Raw genomic sequence first — 17,881 nt, forward strand, 5'->3', positions numbered from 1 at the left:
GGGGCGCGGCGTCACGCCGCGGCCCTCCGGGGCAGGAGCTTGCGCCGCAGTTCGGCGACGAGGCCGCCCTCGCAGGCCAGCTTGACCAGCGTGGCCGCGCGCAGGACGTTCCTGGCCAGGAAAAGGCTCCCCGTTCGAGCCGTCAGGGACACCAGGAGCTTCGGCAGCACCATTTCGCGGCCCAGGGCGCGGAAGCTGAAGGCGTAGAGCGAGAACATCACGAACCAGAAGGTGACTTCCGGGGGCCTGGGGTAGGACATGGTGAGCTTCCACTGCACCAGGCCCTTGTCCGATCGCCCGGCCACGTGTTCGGGGCGGATGAGCCCCCGGGCCAGGAAGTGTTCCGTGAGCTCGCTACCGGGCAGGAAGGTGAGGGAGTAGTTGTTGAAGGCCAGGGGACGCGGCAGCCGGAGCACCAGCTCGAAGAAGCAGCGGCGGATGTCCTCGGCCGATTCCAGGGGGTTGTCCCAAATGAAGTCGTAGTGGGCCAGCACGCCGTGCCGGTGGAGGATGCGGGCCTTTTCCACGATGTGTTCCGTGCCCATGCCTTTGCGTTTGTAGAGGTTCTGGCGCACGTCGTCGGAGAAGGCCTCGATGCCCACGGTGGCCTGCACGAGCCCGGCCTGGGCCATGAGGCCCACGGTCTCGTCGGAGAGCAGGTTCAGGTGCGCGTCGCAGGTGAAGGGAAGGCCGATGCGGCGCTTGTATTCCCTGGCGAAGTCGCGGACGTATTCCGGCCGGTGGATGAACACCTCGTCGTAGCTGTGGATGGTGCGCACCATGGGGAAGCGGCGCAGCACGTCCTCCAGTTCGGCGACGACGTTCTCCACGCCGCGGTGGCGGTGGAACCTGCCTGCCCCGGACTGGGCGTCCATGAGGGCCTTGTTGCCGCAGTAGGTGCAGAAGAAGGGGCAGCCCCTGAAGGCCTTGAAGGAATACTTCCCCCGGGAGCGGATATAGTCCAGGTAGGGGTCTTTGCGTTCCAGGCGGCCGTTTTCGATGAAATAGCGGCCCTCGTCGGTGAGGGGGTCGAAGGGCAGCTCGTCCAAGTTCTCGCGCAGGCAGGTGACGGGGTTTTTGACGACGACGCCGTCCTCCAGGCGCACCCAGCAGTTGGGCACGTCGCCGGGGACGCGCCCGGTCTCCCGCAGGGAGGCGAGGATGCGCTCCAGGGGTATCTCCCCTTCGCCCACGCAGCAGATGTCGGCCGCCTCGATGCATTCCTCGGGGCTGATGGTGGGGTGCACGCCGCCGAAGGCCACGGGGGCGTCCCAGGCCTGGCGTACAGCCTGGGCCAGGGCCTTGCCCAGGGCGAAGAAGGGGGACATGAGCGAGAAGCCCACCAGGCGCGGTTCGAGCTCGCGCACAAGGTCCGTGAGCAGCGCGATCTCTGCGTCGCTGGGCCAGCATTCCTCCTGGCTGCGCGACTTGAAGAAGATCAGGCGCGAGTCGAAACCCTTGGCGCGCAGGGCAGCGTCGATGACCCGAGGGCCGAAGGCGGAAATCTCCTGGTAGGGGACGATCAGCGCAAGGTCGGTGCGTGGCATGGTCTTTCCGGGGCTGTTGGTCCGGGCGACAATACGCGCTCGCCGTGGCGCGTCAAGAGAGCGCCGGGTTCATGCGGGGGAGAGGTACTTTTCCACGTAGAGGGGGTCGGGCTGCTCGGGAGCCCGCTGGAGCACGTCCAGTGCGTCCTGCTCGTGGTAGCAGGGCCTGTTGGCGGCGTCGTAGGCGCAGGGCAGCACGCGGCAGCGGCGTTCCATGTCCGCGCGCACGTCGGGGAACCAGGGCTCCCAGCCGGAATCCACGTAAACCACGGTTTTGTTGGTGCACATGGACCAGTGCAACGTGGAGGACATGGCGTACTGGATGACCACGGCGTCCACCTGGTCGATCACTCCCGGAGTCTCCAGGGGCCTTGTCTCCACTTTCAGGCCGGGGATGTCCTTGAAAATGTTCACGCCGTCCCACATGGGGCCCTTGGGGCGCTTCTTGAAGACCACCCGGTAGCCCGCCCGGGTGAGCTGGCTGCAGAGCGAATAGTAGAAATGGTAGTTGGTCATCACGTCGGCGCAGTGGTAGCCGGCCCATTCGGGGAGCAGGCTCAGTTCGAAGACCATCACGGTGCGGATGCGCTCCGGAATTGGCCTGTCGCGCCAGGTGTCGAAGGTTTCGCGCAGATGGGGGTAGTTCTCGTTGACGAAGCGGACCGGGTTGCCCCGGGGCGTGGGATTCAGGGCCAGGTTGCGCTCCAGGAGGGGGACGCTGCCCGGCGTGTAGGCCACGAACTCGTCCACGGTGGCCAGTTCGTGGAAAGCCGGGCGCGGGCTCGAATAGTGGCTGATGTAGTAGCCGTGCGGAAAGCCCGTGACGCGCGCCCCGCGTCGACGCGCGGCGAGGCTGGCCGTGCGGGTGAAGGGGTTGCCCGCTGTGGGGGTGAGCAGGTGGGCGGGCTTGATCCTGGCGAAGATATCCAGGAGCCCTTGATAGCCCGAGGCCAGATCTTCCAGGGTTTCGCGCGCGTAGGTTTCCAACGCCAGGGTGAGCGTGGGCGGCAGCTCCACGCCCAGTTCGTCGCGGGAATATGCGGCTGCGAAACGGGTGTAGTCGGCAGCCACTCCGCGCAGGGCCGCGAGCGTGCCCGGAGCGGCCTGACCGCGTGCGCCGTGCCATTCCGAGGGCGAAAACACCCTGGCCCAGCCGGGCAGGCTGCGCGTGAAGGGGCGTTCCAGCACCGCGCCGGAATCGAAGGCCACGACGGAGCGCGAGAGGTCGAAGTGGTCCAGGGCCTTGGCGAGCCGCTGACGGTTGTAGTGCAGCGAATAGACCCAGTGTTTCAGGCGGCGCTTGGCCATGCCCCCGGCGGGGGCCTCGGGCAGGCGGGCGGGGGCGAAACGCATGGGCTCGTGGGGCCGCAGGAACTGGGGCACCAGGACGAGGCGGTCGCTGTGCACGATGGTCCGGCCCTGGCGGCGCAGGGTCTCCACGGCCAGGTAGTGGTTCACGGCCTGCACGAAGAGCCCTGGCACCAGAATGCCCGCCAGGGCCACGTCGCCCTCGGGGGTGTGGCTCAGTTCGTCCACGAGGGCGGTGTAGGCGGCCACGAAGTCGATCATGAGCTTCGTGGTGGTCTCCCGGGCCACGGGCCAAGAGAAGGAGGCGTGCCACGCCGGGATGTCCGCGCCCTTGAGAGCGTAGAAGTCGTAGAGGAAGGGGGCGTGCATGGTTATCTGGCCGCTCAGGAGCAGGCGGCCACGGCCTCCTTGAGCGTTGCGGCCACGTAGGCGATCTGCTCGCGCGTCAGGCCCGGCCAGATGGGCAGGTTGATGAGCCTGCGCCAGGTGCGCCAAGTGACGGGCAGGTCCTCGGCCTTGGAGCCAAAGCGCTCGCGGTAGTAGGGCTGGTTGTGGATGGGCGGGAAGGAAAGGCGGGTGTCCACGCCCTTGTCCTTAAGGTGGGCCACCACGGCATCGCGGATGGCCTCGTCCACCTGCACGGCGAACATGTACCAGGAGTGCTGGGTGACGTAGGCGGGCTCCACGGGAAGGCTCACGCCGGGGGCGTCGGCCAGGAATTCGCGGTAGGCGGCCACGATGTTGTTCTTCTCAGCCACGATGGAGTCCAGGCGCGAGAGCTGCACGATGCCCAGGGCGGCGGCGATGTCGGTCATGCGGTAGTTGAAGCCCAGGGCCACGTGGTTGTAGCGGCCCTCCTGGCCCTGGTTGAGCAGCACCCGGCAACGCTCGGCGAAGGCGTCGTCGGAGCAGGTGATCATGCCGCCCTCTCCGGTGGTGACGGTCTTGTTGGGGAAGAAGCTGAAGAACCCGATGGGCGACACGCCGCCGATGCGCCGTCCCTTGTAGGAGGCCCCCAGGCTCTCAGCCGAGTCCGAGACCACGGGGATGCCCAGGCGCTCGCCCAGGGCGAGCACGGCGTTGTAGTCCACGGGCATGCCATTCATGTCCACGGGGACCAGGGCCTTGGTGCGCGGCGTCACGGCAGCTTCGAGAATCTCCGGGGTGACGTTGTAGGTGTCGGGGGCGCACTCCACGAGCACAGGGGTTGCGCCCAGGTAGAGCACGGCGTTGGCGGTGGAGATGAAGGTGAGCGAGGGCAGCACCACCTCGTCGCCGGGCCCGATGCCCAGGGCGGCCAGGATAACGTGCAGGGCGGCGGTGCCGTTGGACACGGCGATGGCGTGGCGCGCGCCCACCACGCGGGCGAAGTCGGCCTCGAAGGCGTCCACTTTCTTGCCCTTGCTGATCCAGCCGGATTTGACAACCTCGTAGACGGCGCGGGCGTCTTCCTCGGTGGTGACCACGTTGGCGACAGGGATTATGTCCATAATATCCTTACTTATGTAAGAAGATGACGGTTGGGTGTTTAGTGCTCGATGAGAAGGAGTAGAGCGGGAATAATAGAAAGTAGCATTTTGCTAAAGCTTGGTGCTTCGCAGAAGAGCTTTAAAGAAAGCTGTAAAAAGAATTAAAAAATTACGAGGTGTGTGTTTGAGTTTGATGATGTGCTTATTAAATGAATACGATTTCGTAGCAAAATAAATGAGAAAGTATATGAAGTTTGAAGGTAAATTTATTAGGTGCCGTATGAAAAAAGGTTTAAGAAAGGGGAACATGACAATGGTAGGTCCTAAGAAGTGGATATTGCGCTGCATATTTTTTTCGGCATCAGTGAACGAAGTCAAAACAGAAAGGTCATTTGTAGATGGTGCGGAATCAGAAAGTGAAGAAGCTGGGTCCAAGATGTCTAGTTTTTTGCATTGTTCGTATATGTCAGTTCCAAGGTAAGGTGTGAGAATAGTGAAGTGTCCGTATGCCGGTTTGCATTTGATAGTGAAGTCAAGGGTGTTGAGGTCATCAGCGAAAGTGGCGCCAGGCAATCCAAGCATGCTGTTTGTGTAGATTTTGATACCGTAAGAATTTACAAGGTCGAAAGCTTTGAGGATGGTGTCAGACGTAGTGTTGCGTTTTAAAGTGTTTTTGCGAAGTTGGTCGTTGCTGGTTTCGATTGACATGCATAATGATGCGCATCCGGCCTTTTTTAGAAGGTACACAATTTCTTCAGTGACAATGTCGGCTCGTAGAAGACAGTAGAAGGGGATGGATATCTCAGAGGAGTATCTTTCAGAAAAATCTCTTAGCCAGTTGTCAGCAGATAAAACAAAAGAGTCGTCGCTAATTTTAATGAAAGAAGTTTTGTATTTATGGGTGACGAGTTTCATTTCTTGAATGACGTTATTTACAGATCTGCGGCGAACTATTTTACCGAGTCCGGAGTAAAGTTTATTGTAAGCATGGTTGAAGCAGTAAGTGCATGAAAAAGGGCATCCCCGGGTAGTGTAGAAAGAGCGAAGACTGAATGCGTTAGCTGCAGGGTACGCATCGTACGTGATTTCACGATCAATGAAGGGGAGGTCGTCAAGATTTGCGATTAGGGGACGCAATGAAGTAGAAGAAGTGCGGGTGCGGATGTTTGATATATTTTCAAAGGTGTCATGGTGCTCAATAGAGTTGAGGAATTCAATGAATGAAAAATCGCCCTCGCCAATACAGATGGCGTCAACTTCTATATCATATATGCAGTTTGGAGAAAATGTTGGATGAGGGCCGCCAGCTATGATTGGTGTCGAAGGAAAAGAACGTTTGATGGTGTGTATGGCAGACTTGAAGGCAGAGTAATGGCAAGACATTATGCTTATGGCGATAACGTCAGGTGAAGTTTGTTTTATAACATTGAGGTAGTTTTCGGTTAAAAATGTGAGGGATGTGTTGTGCCCATGGTTTTTAGCTAATGCAGATAGCTGCATAATGCCAAGGGGCTCACCTTCCAAGCTTAGACTGTGTTCAATGAATAAAATATGCATCTTGGGCCTCAAAGAAAGAGGTGAACTACAAAGATGGTTTGGTTAATATTTTTTGAGCCAAGCGATAAAACATGTCTTCAAGGAGAAATTGGTGGAGTCCGTACTTTAGGCGAAGTCTTGCCAGGGGCTTGTATATAGTGTTTAGGGTTTTCAGTATTGAAATAAGGGCGGTACTGCCAGTGTTCATTTTTTCAATCTTGTTGTCGACAAAATAGCTCGAAAGTAGCATCATGCGCATGTAGTTTTGGTGGGTGCGCGATATCCATGGAAGATTGAAGTTTGTTTCAACTTCAAGTTTGGCAAGCTCATCTAGGCTGTTAGGAGTAGAGTAGTTATAGGTTTCTCGTGCGATTTTGTAAAGTTCAGTTCCAGGAAGGGGGCGGAATACATTGGGGGTACTTATAATGCACTGAGGATTGTCGTCAACAAGGCGAAGCATCAACTTGGATGTAGCGTTCAAGTCAGATATTGATTCAGTTGGAATGCCTAAAATAAAATTGTAAAAGGAGAATATTTGCTTGTGTTTTGAGAGCTTGATGTTGCATTGAATGATATCGTTTACTGTGCAATCTTTCCGAATCAGTTTCAAAAGGCGGTCGCTGCCAGTTTCGGCTCCGATATGTAAGATGTCAGTTCCAGCGGCAGCAAGTTTGTCGAGGAAATCGTGAGACATTTTTTTGATTTCGTTGATGCGAGCACCGCGGAATCCGAGTCGAATGCGTATATTCCTTTGGTTAATGAGATCAATGATTTTGTCAACGTGCTTTAAGTCTACGAATGAGTCATCATCAATGAAGTAGATATACTCTGCTTGGTACTTTTGAATTAAATATTCAATATGGTCGACAACTTCACCGGCAGGAATGGGAAGCCATTTGCGACCCGAAATTCTGTTGTAAAGAGCTGGAGAACTACAAAAAGCACAATGATAAGGGCAACCGATGGAGCTATATATAGAAAATATTCTTTGCTTGTTGTCAAGTTGTCCATACGGAGAGTAGTCTGGAATGAGATGGTACGGAATAGCATCGTGGGATAAGAGTTCATGGGCAGACCAGTCGGGAGGGGTACCTGTGACCGTAGACAGCGTTGTGCGATAATAAATGCCTGGGATATTTTCAGGGACAGTATTAACTGATAGACAGTTTGCAAGTTCCAGTAGGGGTTTGGCTCCATATCCACTGATAACGAAATCTGCGTTAGGATCGAAATGAAGTAAACTTTCGGGTGTGAAGGAAGCTGCAGGACCACCCAGTACGACATGTGAGTCAGGAGCTATTGATTTAATGAGGGAACTGATTTCTGCAGCATGTTTCACAGGGGGGCCGGACATTACACTGATGCCGCACAACAAATAGTCTTTTATGTCATATTGTTGTAGTATGTACTTCCAGTTGTTGGGATGGATGCGGGCGTCAAATATATCAACATTATATCCTGCTCCATTAACATAGCTAGCAGCATGTATTAAGCTTGTAGGGGGGTGCCGAACGAACACTCCAGAGAGACCAAGCGGGGGATAAATTAATAGTATTTTGGACTTCATTTTTTTGCCAATGACTTTGTGGCAGAGATGCGAACGATATCTCCTAGTACGCCGATGCCAAGGAGAAGGGAGACAACACAGCCGAAGAGCATGTAGTAGCTTGAAAGCGTAAACATGTGAAACATAGCTAGGGCCATAGCGGGTATTGCAATAAAGATAATGAGCAAAGCAGATAAGAAGACGAAGAATTTGATTGGGTTGTAGTAAGTGACTCCCTGTGCGATGAGCTGCAAAGTCCTTAAGGTGTCCCTGAAGTGTTGAACTTTGCTTTTTCCTTTTCTGTTAAAGTATTGTATCGGGATGAATTTTATGAATGACGGTTTTTCAGCGGCTAAGACAGTAAGACTCGTCGTGAATGAAAATCCTCCACACAAGAAGTTGATGAACTCCATAACGAGGGATTTTTTAAAAATACGAAGGCCGCTGTTGGGGTCAGGTATGTTGTCGCCTGTTAAAAAAGATATGAACTTGATGAAAAGTTTGCGGAATATTTTTTTTGTCTGACTGTCGTGGTCGGATACATTTTGGCGGTAGCCTGTAACCATGTCGTATCCTTTGCACATCTCAGAAATGAGCAAAGGTATCTGGTCAGATGGGTAAGAGGCGTCGGCATCGCAAATGCAGATCCATTCAAACTGTGAATTGTAGATTCCAGTTTTGAGAGAATTCCCGTAGCCAATGTTGATGGGATGGTTTAGAAGTTTAACTTCAGAATATTTTGATACAATGGAGCGAGTTGAATCTCTAGATCCATCGTTGACAACGATAACTTCCCAGGGGATAGATAGAGTGCGCAAGGTGGTCAAAAGCAGGTCTAGGCTTGAGCCTATACCCTCTTCCTCGTTGTAGGCCGGAATTATGACAGAGATCCCATCAGGAACATGGTTGTCGAAAAGTAGTGTTTCATCACAAAAGCCATTCACAGCAATGCCCCTTTCTTTGAATTAACATTTTTCAAATTCAAAAGCTATTTGTTCAAATCCGCCGACATAAAAGCAAAATATTCTGCTGGCAACGTAAGGATTGAGGTTCGCTAGTTTATCAATAATCATTCCTAGTGTAGATGCGATTGTGAATGTTGATTTTGACAGGTGTCTTATTTTTAGCTCCTTTTGTGCAAACCATGTTAAGTGTGTAGAGTTACAGTTAAAATCTATGCCTGTGTAGCCGCCGGTGAAAGTTCGGTTGAAGTACAGGGGAAATGTCACGTCAAACCCTATTTTATGGTCATAGTGCATAAAGCCACGAGAAAAATGAGGTACTGTTATGATTAATTTTCCCCTGGGTATGAGAATTCTATGTAATTCTTTCATGACTTTTATGGTGTTTGGAATGTGCTCCAATACGTGGTGCATTTCGATTTGTGAAAAATACTCAGAATCAAAGGGATAAGGTGTTTGGGCAAGATCATGAAATATATCGGCTTTAGCTCTTTGGTCTACGTCGACATTGATGTACCCTTTTTTAGGGTACTGTCCGCATCCAAAATTTCCTAGCACTTGATTTCGCGACATGTTATGATTGTCCTCGTTGTCAAAATTAAAATTGATATGATTTTAGTTGGCTGGAGGTTTAGAGGCTACCATTGACCACATGGTCCTGTTCACCATGGATAAAGTTAATAATTCAAGGTTATTTTCATTTGCCATATTGACCAGTTCGTCTCTGTAAAAGTGATAAGATATTGGGGCGTGAAGTAGGTCAAAGGATGCTTCATGGAACTTTTCGAAGCCGCCCCTGTACCATAACGTCAACAAGTCGTAATATGGCAAATTATTTAACTGCTCAGGAAAATATTTGGACAAGCCTTGGTAAGTAAGTGCGAGTGCGTAAAGTATTATTGCGGGCAAATATGAAAAAGACAATAAGACTTTGCTTGGTACGCGACGAGTGTATCTTTTGAAGGGTTCGACAATTTTTGTCATGATGAAATTGTTCTCGTGGCTGTATACGCATACGGAAATTATGCCATTGTCTTTTGTTTTGCTTGACATGTACGAGAAGGCCTGTCTGTTGTTGGATATGTGTTGCAGGGCATGGTCACAAATTGAAATGTCAATGTCAGAGCTTCTGACAGGGTTCTGATAAAAGTCTGCCATTAAGAGTATAAGTTTGTTATTCCACTGCTTGCATAGCTTTTGTATGTTAAAAATGTGTGAACCAATGTCGATCACAACTACACGTCTGGCATCCGAATTGAGTAGGTGGTATGATTCCCTGCCAGAACCTCCACAATATACGCATACTGTTTTGCCAGATACTAGTGAAGGATGAAGTCCGCAGAAGTTCCAAAATGCTTCCTTCCCCCAAAACCCATCGCTCTCGACAAGGTTGGTTGTTATTGGAAATGCCTTGCTAAATTGTTGGTTCCAATTCGAACCAGACTTGATAATGTCAATGTGATATTCTTCCGAGCTGGCGGATGCCGATGATTTGTATTTCAGGTATGTTTTAAAATCGTCGGGCTGTAATAAATTTTTTGCAGATTCTATTGGTGCCAGTATCATTACATGCTTTATAATTGGGTACCTGGCATGGCATTGATTGCATGTAGAAACGCCCTCAACTATTGATTCATCTTCGTCAGTGAAGTGCTCTTCTAGTTCTAAATCGGCATTGCAATGTATGCATTGGAGCAGTGATATGTCTTCTATTATCATGATAATTTAGTCAATCTGAAGTATAGCATAGCGTGTGTTCACTGCGACAAGCCTTAAATTATACAACTTTGCAATCTTGTTATAAAGATTATTGCTTAATATATAATAGTATTTGTTTGATGTCAAGGTTTTTTCGACGTGTCCATTGTTTGCAATAGAGTTAAGCTTTGACGTATATTCTTGAAATGTTACAGCGTCAGGATCTGAATAGTATGATGCTTCAAAATATGGTTTTTTCTGGGCAATTCCTGCGATGAGGGTTCTTGTACGATAATGTTCTGGATGGATCACAATAGAGTCTGCAGGAACTAAGTGTCTAGCCTGGTTGAGAATGTCGTACAATTCTGGAGACATGTTTGCAGGTGGGTTTTCTTTAAAAAGTCTCTTGATGCTGTCGTGAAGTTCAGGTGAAAATTGCTTAAAAAGTTCAGGGATTGTGCTTGTGAGGTATTTATATTTCGCTTGGCCTACGTATGACGATACTGGCTCTTTAGAAGCGGGCATCATGAGGTATATAACAAATGGAAGTGCTAGGAGTATGTTTGCGGCAGTTGTTAATTTTGGCTTGATGTTAGCTGCGTAGTTTTTGGCTTTGCGCTTGACGATGTAGATTGTTGATATAAATGGAATTAAAGAGACATGGAACGCAACTATGGATATGGTAATGGCGCGTACTTCTGGTATAATGCTCGCCAAAATAAAGCCTGTAGCGGAATATGCAAGCAGCAGTCTGTTGTTTGGCTGTTGTTTGATGTGGTAAATCCTCCCGAGGAGGATGCTTAAGATGTTGTAGGTGTAAAAGAGAAAGAGGCACAAGGGTGTAAAAATTACAAAGAGGTAGATGTAGGTTGAGGTTGATGGATTCACCGCTGAAAAGGAAAGCTTTGTATTGTTGATTAGATCGATGAGGTAATGATTTTTTGAGACAGTATTTAATATCCAGTGGTAAGGAGTGAATGTTTTTTCTGGGTTAAAGTTAGAGAGTGCTACATTTGATCCCCATACATAGAATGTGTAGTATGTCGCAATCGAGAATATGCCTGCAGTTGTCAGCAGGCCTAGTTTCGTCTTGTTTGTTTGGCTAGACGAGAGTATCTTGTGGACAACTAGTATGGTGCAATAGTATGCTCCCGTGGGGAGGCGCGTGCAAATTGTTGCCGCCGGTATAACAATGTGTGTTATTATGTTTGATGCTTTGTTGTCCTCGTTATTTAATAATGCTATTCCGCCCAGCACTAAAATTTCAGCGAAAAACTGGGAGAAATAGGCTGTAGTTATGAATTCAGCCCCGGTTAGAGGTTCTCGAGCGAATAGAAATATGTATAAAGTAAGGAGATAGTATCTTTTAGGGATGGAGGCTGTTTTGCAAAGGCACCCGATAGCTATGATGAGAGGTAAAAAGCCGATAGCATAGATTGAGTAGATGGTGTAATAGTGTGTGGGCTGGTTGAATATATGGCAGAAAACTACTCCTATTAAATTTGCGCCAATGTGGTATGATAAAAGTTGTGAGGCGGTTTCAGAATATCTGATATATAAAGGGAATTTGCTCGCAAGTTCATGGGTGAAACTAGAGGCTGTTAGATAGTGTTCGTCAAAGCCAATGGGGATCGTGGTGTAAGAGTATCCTGTTGTTGAAAATAAGAATGCACAAACGAAAATGATGAAAATAATTCCTTGTGATGTGCTTATGGATGAAAGGTCTGTTTCAATTTTTTTTAAGAGTGACGCAATGAGTTTTCGTTTTTCACGAAATAGAAAGATTGTGCAAAATGCAAGCGGTGTAAAGTAGAGTTCTTTAGTGGTGTATATTCCTAAAAAGTAGGCTCCAAGGTTAAGTGTGTAGCCAATTGCTGAAGCCTTGAATGTGCATATGAAATGGTTTCCGGATTGCCTGGGGCTTGTCGAGAGAATCGCAAGGCCAGGCACCAACCAAAAGATGATGTAATAACCGAGTCCAAAGAGTAGTGTGTTCGCTGGAATTTTGAAAATGTACGCATAAATCTCGAATGTGCATAATATGGAGAGGGCGAAAAGGATCGGCTTTCGGTGAGTTGTTTGTGTGTTCTTGCCTTTTGTTGTTGTTTTGGTGGGATAGTTGTTGTGGCCAGTTACTTTAGAGCAAGATGAGGGCCGCGGTTGATCGTTTATGTTGAGCATTTTAGTACAACATCATGGATGCTAAATGGATTTCAAAAGTTGTTGGTGAAGTGATCGGCATACCAGGCCAGGGTGCGCTCCAGGCCCGCCTCGAAGCCCACCTTAGGGGAGGCGCCCAGGGCCCTCACCTTGGCGATGTCCGGGCAGCGCCGGGGTGTACCGCCGGGGCGCAGGGGCCCGGGAACCACCGTGACCTTGATCCCGTACACGCGGGCCATGGCCTCCACAAGGTCCAGGATGGAGCGCTCGGCCGTGTCGCCTATGTGGTAGATCTCCCCGGCCCCACCCTTCTCGGCGCACGCGATGATCTGCTCCACGGCGTCGTCCACGAAGCAGAAGGCGCGCGTCTCGGTGCCCTGGCCCTGGATGGGCAGGTCGATAGCCTTCTTCGTGAAGCCCGCCGAGAGGTCGAACATCTTGCGGGCCAGCTCGGGGACCACGTGCTCGAAGCCCATGTCCGGGCCGAAGACGTTGTGGGGCCTGAAGATCACGCCCTCCACGGAGGAGGCCCGCAGGTAGTTGAGCGTGAGCAGCTCGCTGATGATCTTGCCGCCCGCGTAGGAGTAGCGGGGGTTGGTCACGTCGGGCAGGAGGATGCGCTCGGTCTCGTCGGTGGGCACGCGCTCGGGGGTCTGGTAGACCTCGGAGGAGGAGGCCAGCACGTAGCGCTTCACGCCCTTCTCCAGGGCGGCCTTGAGCGTGGAGAGCGCGCCGCGCGTTCCCACGTCCAGCACCTGGTCGGGTATTTCGTAGAAGTGTCGCGTGCCGTTGATGAAGGCCAGATGGTGCACGGTGTGCACGCCCTCGGTGGCACGGGCCACCTGGGCCTCGTCGCGGATGTCGCCCTCCACCATTTCCAGCGCGCCCTTGGCCGTGGCGAGGCGGTGGTTGCGCCCCCGGAAGTTGTTGTCGAAGACGCGCACGGCGTGGCCACGGTCCAGGAGGGCCAGGGTGAGGGCCGAGCCGATGAAGCCCGTGCCGCCGGTGACGAGTTGCAGGGGACGCGTCATAAAGGCGCTCCTAGCGGCCCACGCCCACGGCGGCGTAGAGGATGCCGTGGGGAGCCTGGGACTTGAGATGGGGAAACATGCGCCAGGCGTCGTAGAACACGGTGGGCCGGGCGGCGAGGCCGAAGAGTCTGGGGAGGTCCCAGCGAAGGTAGGAGGGGTGGTTGTTCATCACGAACACTACGTCGGCGTCCTTGAACCCCTCCTCGATCGACACGGGACCGGCTCCCAGCGCGGCGATCTCCTCCGGCGGCACAAGGGGATCGTAGCCCTGCACGTTGGGGCAGCGGGCCAGGAGTTCGCGCAGGAAGAAAAGGGTGGTGGAGTCGCGGGTGTCGCTGGTCTCGGGGTGTCCCTTGAAGGCGAACCCGGCCACGAAGGCCTTGCAGGAGGCCAGGTCCTTGCCCTGGGCCGCCAGCATGGTCCCGGCCCTGCCCACGATGTCCGCGGGCCCGGCCTCGTTGACCCGGCGGGCCGAGGCGATGAGCGGGGCCTCCAGGCCGTGTTCCTGGAAAACGGCGCTCAGGATGTAGGGGTCCTTGGTGAGGCAGGGGCCGCCCACGCCGGGGGAGGGGCGCGGGATGTCGTTGCGGTCGTAGTTGAGGTTCACCGCGTCGATGATGGCGTGGATGTCCAGGCCGAGGGGTTCGGCCACCTGGGCCACCTGGTTGGCGAAGGCGAAGCGCACGTCGCGGTAGACGTTGTCCATGAGCTTGCACATCTCGGCCGCCTCCAGGCCGTCCACGCGCACGATGGTGGGCGTGTATTCGTTGAAGAGGCGGCTGGCCAGCTCGGCGCTGCGTTCGTCGAGCCCGCCCACGATCTGGGGCAGGTGGGTGAGCTCCTTGAGCGCGCGGCCCTCGGCGGTTCGCTCGGGGCAGTAGGCCACGTGGAAGTCCTGTCCGGCCTTGAGGCCGCTCACGGCCTCCAGTTCGGGGATGACCACCCGGCGCGTGGTGCCCACCTGCACGGTGGAGCGCAGGATCACCAGGGCGTCGCGGGAGAGGGAGCGGCCCACGGCCGTGGCGGCCTTGCGGATGTAGTCCAGCCCGGGCTTCTTGGTGGCGGGGTCCACGGGGGTGCCCACGGTGATGATGAAGATGTCGGCGTTCACCTGGGCCAGGCTGTCCACCAGGCGCAGGCGTTTGCCCACGTGCCGGTCCAGGAAGCCCTGGATGCCGGTCTCGAAGAAGGGGGGCTCCTTGGCGGCCAGCTTGTCCAGCAGGGGGCGGTTCACGTCGAACCCGGCCACGGTGAAGCCGTGCTCGGCCAGCACCAGGGCCAGGGTGAGGCCCACGTAGCCCAGGCCCAGGATGGCCACGGACTTCTGCCGAATGTTCAGGAAGCCGTATTCGGAGCTGGCCAGGTCGATGAGGCCGGTGAGCCTGCCGTGGGCGTCCACCTGCGGGATCAGGTTGATCTTGCGCCCGATGAGCTTCTTGGCCTCGTGCACGTCCACGTCGTGCCCCACGGTGACGGGGTCGGCGTTGAGGTGTCCGCGCGCGGGCGCGTCCAGGGGGACGCCGGCGCGCACGAGGCGTAGCACGTCGCCCTGGGTAAGGATGCCCATGAGGCGGTCGTTGTCGTCCAGGCAGAAGGCCACGCGGCGTCCGCCGGCCAGTATGCGGTCGATGGCCTCGGCCAGGGTTCCGGCGGGGCCGAACATCATCTTGCGAAGCGATGGGTCCATGGTGTGGGTGCCGTCCTTTGTCACAGGGCGTCCTTAATGACTTCGAGCGTCCGACGCAACACCGCAGGAGGGAGCCTGCGCGACTCCAGGGTGAACACGGCCCTCGTGCCCCGCAGCCTGGGCAGCACGTCCAGCTGCCAGTCGCCGCGCTCCAGGGGCAGGTGGTCGTCGGCGAGGCCGGTGTTGGCCGAGAGGTGCACCTCGCGCAGGCGGGGGGCCAGCGTGTCCAGCAGGCGGTCCAGCTCCCGGTCGCGGTCGAAGCCCAGCACCCGGGCCGAGACGTTCCAGTGCCCCAGGTCCAGCAGGAAGCCCGTCCCGGCGGGCAGGGCGTCGAAGGTCTCCAGGAGTTCCCGGCGGGTGTTGCACAGGCTGGTCACCTCGCCGGGCTTGGGGAAGAGGTTCTCCACAACCAGGGGGATGCCCGCGACGTCGGCCAGGGCCTGGAGCCTGGGGAAATTGGCCAGGAACCGCGAAAGGGTTTTTTCCATGGAGGCCTGCTCGCCGTCGAAGGCGAAGTGGCCGTCGGGCAGCTCGCGGCCGTCGCGGCGGTAGCCCGGGTGGAACGACCAGTGGGGGGCTCCGGCCAGGGCGCAGGCGGCCAGGGCGTCGCGGGCCAGGTCAAGGCAGCGCTCCAGGATCGCGGGATCGGCCGTTGCGAAGTTGAGCACGAAGGGCGCGGGCGGGGGCGGATAGTAGTTGTGCACGAGCACATGGCGCACTCCGGCGACGTGCACGGCCCGGGCCAGGGCGGAGAAGCCCTCCAGGTCCATGGGCGGGCCTCCGCTGAACTCCACGGCCTCGATGCCCTCCAGGTCCGGGAGACGGGCGGGGTCCACGAGGGGCTCGGGAAAGACGGTGGTGGAGACGGCAATCGTCATGGTAAGCTCCTTGCGGGGCGAGGCGCGTCTAGCGGGCGAGCCTGGCCTCAAGGGCCGGGTGGGAGAGGGTTTTTCCGTAGGGGGTGCGTCCTGGCTGGAGGGACGTGACGGGTTTTCCCGCTGCCAGGGCCGCGTGGAGGGCCGTGGAGGTCATGCCGTAGACGTGGTCGGCGGCGGCCAAAAGCTCTTCCAGGGGTCCCTCGGCCAGCACGGCGCGCCCGGCCAGGAAGGCTTCCATCTCGGCGCGGTTTTGCCTGGGGTGGAGTTTCACGGCGGCAGCCTCTCCCGGGGCCGTGTGGCAGGCGAGAAAGACCTCCAGGGCCGTGAACTCGTCGTAGCCCGGGTCCAGGCGGTTGGTGCGGTAATAGTCCTGGCGCACGGGCTCGGTGAGGAAAAGGCGCAGGGTGCGGCCCTCGGCCCCCAGGACGCGGCGCAGCTCCCGGCGGCGCTCGGCGCTCACGGCGCGCACGGCCAGAGCCTGCTCCTCCAGAGCGGGGTGGCCCAGCACGAACACACGCTCCGCCAGGTCCGGCGGGGCCACGTCGGCCAGGGCCTCCAGGACCAAGCCCTTCTGGTAGGCGTCGATGACGCCGATGCGCCCGGGCAGGGCGGTCTCGCCGGTGTCCGGGTCCACGAAGTTCACGCGGTGGTTCTTCCAGGAGTCGAAGGCGAAGAGCGTGGGCAGGCCCATGGCCCGGCAGGCCGGGAGCATGGCCCGGTTGCGGTGGAATTCGCTGCGCGCCGCGTAGAGCAGAAGCCGCGCCCCGGCGGCCTGCTCCAGGCTGTCGATGCGCGCCGCGCCCATGGGGGGCGCGGCGTTGGCCGCGCACCAGCCTTCCAGCAGGCAGTCCACGCGGACGCCCAGGTCCAGGAGCCTGCGGCCCAGGCGCGAGAGCACGGCCCAGCCGCCGGGGTCGCAGCACAGGAGCACGGCGTGGTCCACGCCCGCGAAGGCGCGCTCGGAGTCGTTTCCGTGCTCAGCCTGCCTGGACATTCTTGAGGATGGCCGCGAACTCCCGGGAAAAGACCACGTGGAAGTCCTGCGTGAAGGAGTCCAGGCCTTTGTAGGTGTCGGGCGCGGAGGGGATCTCGCAGGTCTCGCAGGGGTAGTCCACGCTGCGGCAGTAGGAGAACTCGCGGTCCAGGTGGGACTGGCGGAAGCGCAGCATGGCCTCGGAGTTCCAGACGTTCATGAGGTCGTAGTCGGGGTCGTCGGCGTTGCCCACGTTGAAGTTGGTCTTGAAGTCGTAGGGGCAGGGGTTGATGGTGCCGTCGAGCCGGTAGGACAGGAAGAACCAGGGGAAGGCGCAGCCCGAGTGGCGGGTGAAGTCCTTGCCGCCAAGCTTGGCCTTGATGGAATCGAGGGACTCGTCGGCCATGCGGGAGTCGCCCTGGATGGAGTAGAGGGGGGTGACGAAGGCCCGGTCCACCCTGGGGGTCCAGAACTTCACGAACTCCGCGCTCTCGTGGCGGTTGATGCTCGACTCCACGCTCATGACGTTGATGTAGCAGCGCGAGCCATACTCCTTGTTGAGCTCCACCAGCCCCAGGAGGTTGGCCTTCACCTTGTCGTAGAGGTCCACGCCGGTGATCTGTTTGTAGGTCTCGCGGGAGTGGGCGTGCAGGGAGAACTGGATCTTGCGGATGCCCGCCTTGAGGAGCTTGCGGGCGTAAGCCTCGTCGAGCAGGCCGCCGTTGGAAATGATGGCGCAGCTCATGCCCTTGCTGGAGGCGTATTCCACGAAATCCGGGAGCTGGCGGTTCATGAGGGGTTCGCCGCGCCCGATGAGGTTGATGGGGGCCTTCACGTGGTATTTGGCCAGGGAGTCCAGGATCACGCGCCAGCGCTCCATGGGCATGTAGCCCTGGTCGCCGCGCAGGGCCTTGTCGGTGCACATGGCGCACTTGAGGAAGCACTTGTTGGTGGGTTCCACATAGATGTGGTTGGGCGGCACGGGGCAGAAGGCCTGCCGGTCCAGGATGGCCTGGCGGCGCCGCATTTCTTCCTTGAGGGTGTCTTCCAGGAGGTCCTGAAGTCTGATGGCCATGTGATCGGTCC

14 protein-coding genes are annotated in these 17,881 nt (G+C 56.0%); all 14 read right to left on the reverse strand.

Going from position 1 to position 17,881, the window contains the following annotated elements:
* Positions 1-11: 11 nt before the first annotated feature.
* Positions 12-1,547, reverse strand: a complete 1,536-nt coding sequence (locus NNJEOMEG_RS13410) for a B12-binding domain-containing radical SAM protein (RefSeq protein ID WP_173085275.1) — start codon at positions 1,545-1,547, stop codon at positions 12-14.
* 69 nt (positions 1,548-1,616) lie between these two features.
* Positions 1,617-3,224, reverse strand: coding sequence for a hypothetical protein (locus tag NNJEOMEG_RS13415; protein ID WP_173085277.1), 1,608 nt, complete (start codon positions 3,222-3,224; stop codon positions 1,617-1,619).
* 14 nt (positions 3,225-3,238) lie between these two features.
* Positions 3,239-4,345 carry a DegT/DnrJ/EryC1/StrS family aminotransferase gene (locus tag NNJEOMEG_RS13420; protein ID WP_173085279.1) on the reverse strand — a complete coding sequence of 369 codons (1,107 nt, stop codon included), beginning with the start codon at positions 4,343-4,345 and terminating at the stop codon, positions 3,239-3,241.
* A 90-nt stretch (positions 4,346-4,435) separates the two neighbouring features.
* Complete coding sequence (locus NNJEOMEG_RS13425; RefSeq protein ID WP_173085281.1) at positions 4,436-5,881, reverse strand: B12-binding domain-containing radical SAM protein; 1,446 nt, start codon at positions 5,879-5,881, stop codon at positions 4,436-4,438.
* Between the two features lie 25 nt (positions 5,882-5,906).
* Complete coding sequence (locus NNJEOMEG_RS13430; RefSeq protein ID WP_173085283.1) at positions 5,907-7,427, reverse strand: B12-binding domain-containing radical SAM protein; 1,521 nt, start codon at positions 7,425-7,427, stop codon at positions 5,907-5,909.
* Positions 7,424-8,350 carry a glycosyltransferase family 2 protein gene (locus NNJEOMEG_RS13435; protein WP_173085285.1) on the reverse strand — a complete coding sequence of 309 codons (927 nt, stop codon included), beginning with the start codon at positions 8,348-8,350 and terminating at the stop codon, positions 7,424-7,426. The genes NNJEOMEG_RS13430 and NNJEOMEG_RS13435 overlap by 4 nt, the downstream gene beginning before the upstream one ends.
* Positions 8,351-8,371: 21 nt before the next feature.
* The gene (locus NNJEOMEG_RS13440) at positions 8,372-8,941 is read right to left on the reverse strand and encodes a class I SAM-dependent methyltransferase (RefSeq protein ID WP_173085287.1); all 570 of its coding nucleotides are present in this window, start codon (positions 8,939-8,941) and stop codon (positions 8,372-8,374) included.
* Between the two features lie 42 nt (positions 8,942-8,983).
* A complete protein-coding gene (locus tag NNJEOMEG_RS13445; RefSeq protein ID WP_173085289.1) occupies positions 8,984-10,087 on the reverse strand; it encodes a class I SAM-dependent methyltransferase in 1,104 nt (367 codons plus the stop codon).
* A 6-nt stretch (positions 10,088-10,093) separates the two neighbouring features.
* Positions 10,094-12,247 (reverse strand): hypothetical protein, encoded by a 2,154-nt coding sequence (locus NNJEOMEG_RS13450; RefSeq protein WP_173085291.1) that lies wholly within the window; start codon positions 12,245-12,247, stop codon positions 10,094-10,096.
* Between the two features lie 32 nt (positions 12,248-12,279).
* A complete protein-coding gene (locus NNJEOMEG_RS13455; protein ID WP_173085293.1) occupies positions 12,280-13,257 on the reverse strand; it encodes an NAD-dependent epimerase/dehydratase family protein in 978 nt (325 codons plus the stop codon).
* A 10-nt stretch (positions 13,258-13,267) separates the two neighbouring features.
* Positions 13,268-14,944, reverse strand: coding sequence for a nucleotide sugar dehydrogenase (locus tag NNJEOMEG_RS13460; RefSeq protein WP_173085295.1), 1,677 nt, complete (start codon positions 14,942-14,944; stop codon positions 13,268-13,270).
* 20 nt (positions 14,945-14,964) lie between these two features.
* Complete coding sequence (locus NNJEOMEG_RS13465; protein WP_173085297.1) at positions 14,965-15,822, reverse strand: sugar phosphate isomerase/epimerase family protein; 858 nt, start codon at positions 15,820-15,822, stop codon at positions 14,965-14,967.
* Between the two features lie 28 nt (positions 15,823-15,850).
* A complete protein-coding gene (locus NNJEOMEG_RS13470) occupies positions 15,851-16,816 on the reverse strand; it encodes a hypothetical protein (RefSeq protein WP_173085299.1) in 966 nt (321 codons plus the stop codon).
* Positions 16,800-17,870, reverse strand: a complete 1,071-nt coding sequence (locus tag NNJEOMEG_RS13475; protein WP_173085301.1) for a radical SAM/SPASM domain-containing protein — start codon at positions 17,868-17,870, stop codon at positions 16,800-16,802. The genes NNJEOMEG_RS13470 and NNJEOMEG_RS13475 overlap by 17 nt, the downstream gene beginning before the upstream one ends.
* Between the last annotated feature and the right edge of the window lie 11 nt (positions 17,871-17,881).

It is taken from the genome of Fundidesulfovibrio magnetotacticus (genome assembly GCF_013019105.1).
GTDB classification, from domain to species: domain Bacteria; phylum Desulfobacterota; class Desulfovibrionia; order Desulfovibrionales; family Desulfovibrionaceae; genus Fundidesulfovibrio; species Fundidesulfovibrio magnetotacticus.

Coding starts and splice junctions, on each gene's coding strand:
- NNJEOMEG_RS13410 (WP_173085275.1), bottom strand. CDS start 1,547: ATGCCACGCACCGACCTTGCGCTGATCGTCCCCTACCAGGAGATTTCC.
- NNJEOMEG_RS13415 (WP_173085277.1), bottom strand. CDS start 3,224: ATGCACGCCCCCTTCCTCTACGACTTCTACGCTCTCAAGGGCGCGGAC.
- NNJEOMEG_RS13420 (WP_173085279.1), bottom strand. CDS start 4,345: ATGGACATAATCCCTGTCGCCAACGTGGTCACCACCGAGGAAGACGCC.
- NNJEOMEG_RS13425 (WP_173085281.1), bottom strand. CDS start 5,881: ATGCATATTTTATTCATTGAACACAGTCTAAGCTTGGAAGGTGAGCCC.
- NNJEOMEG_RS13430 (WP_173085283.1), bottom strand. CDS start 7,427: ATGAAGTCCAAAATACTATTAATTTATCCCCCGCTTGGTCTCTCTGGA.
- NNJEOMEG_RS13440 (WP_173085287.1), bottom strand. CDS start 8,941: ATGTCGCGAAATCAAGTGCTAGGAAATTTTGGATGCGGACAGTACCCT.
- NNJEOMEG_RS13445 (WP_173085289.1), bottom strand. CDS start 10,087: ATGATAATAGAAGACATATCACTGCTCCAATGCATACATTGCAATGCC.
- NNJEOMEG_RS13450 (WP_173085291.1), bottom strand. CDS start 12,247: ATGCTCAACATAAACGATCAACCGCGGCCCTCATCTTGCTCTAAAGTA.
- NNJEOMEG_RS13455 (WP_173085293.1), bottom strand. CDS start 13,257: ATGACGCGTCCCCTGCAACTCGTCACCGGCGGCACGGGCTTCATCGGC.
- NNJEOMEG_RS13460 (WP_173085295.1), bottom strand. CDS start 14,944: ATGGACCCATCGCTTCGCAAGATGATGTTCGGCCCCGCCGGAACCCTG.
- NNJEOMEG_RS13465 (WP_173085297.1), bottom strand. CDS start 15,822: ATGACGATTGCCGTCTCCACCACCGTCTTTCCCGAGCCCCTCGTGGAC.
- NNJEOMEG_RS13470 (WP_173085299.1), bottom strand. CDS start 16,816: ATGTCCAGGCAGGCTGAGCACGGAAACGACTCCGAGCGCGCCTTCGCG.
- NNJEOMEG_RS13475 (WP_173085301.1), bottom strand. CDS start 17,870: ATGGCCATCAGACTTCAGGACCTCCTGGAAGACACCCTCAAGGAAGAA.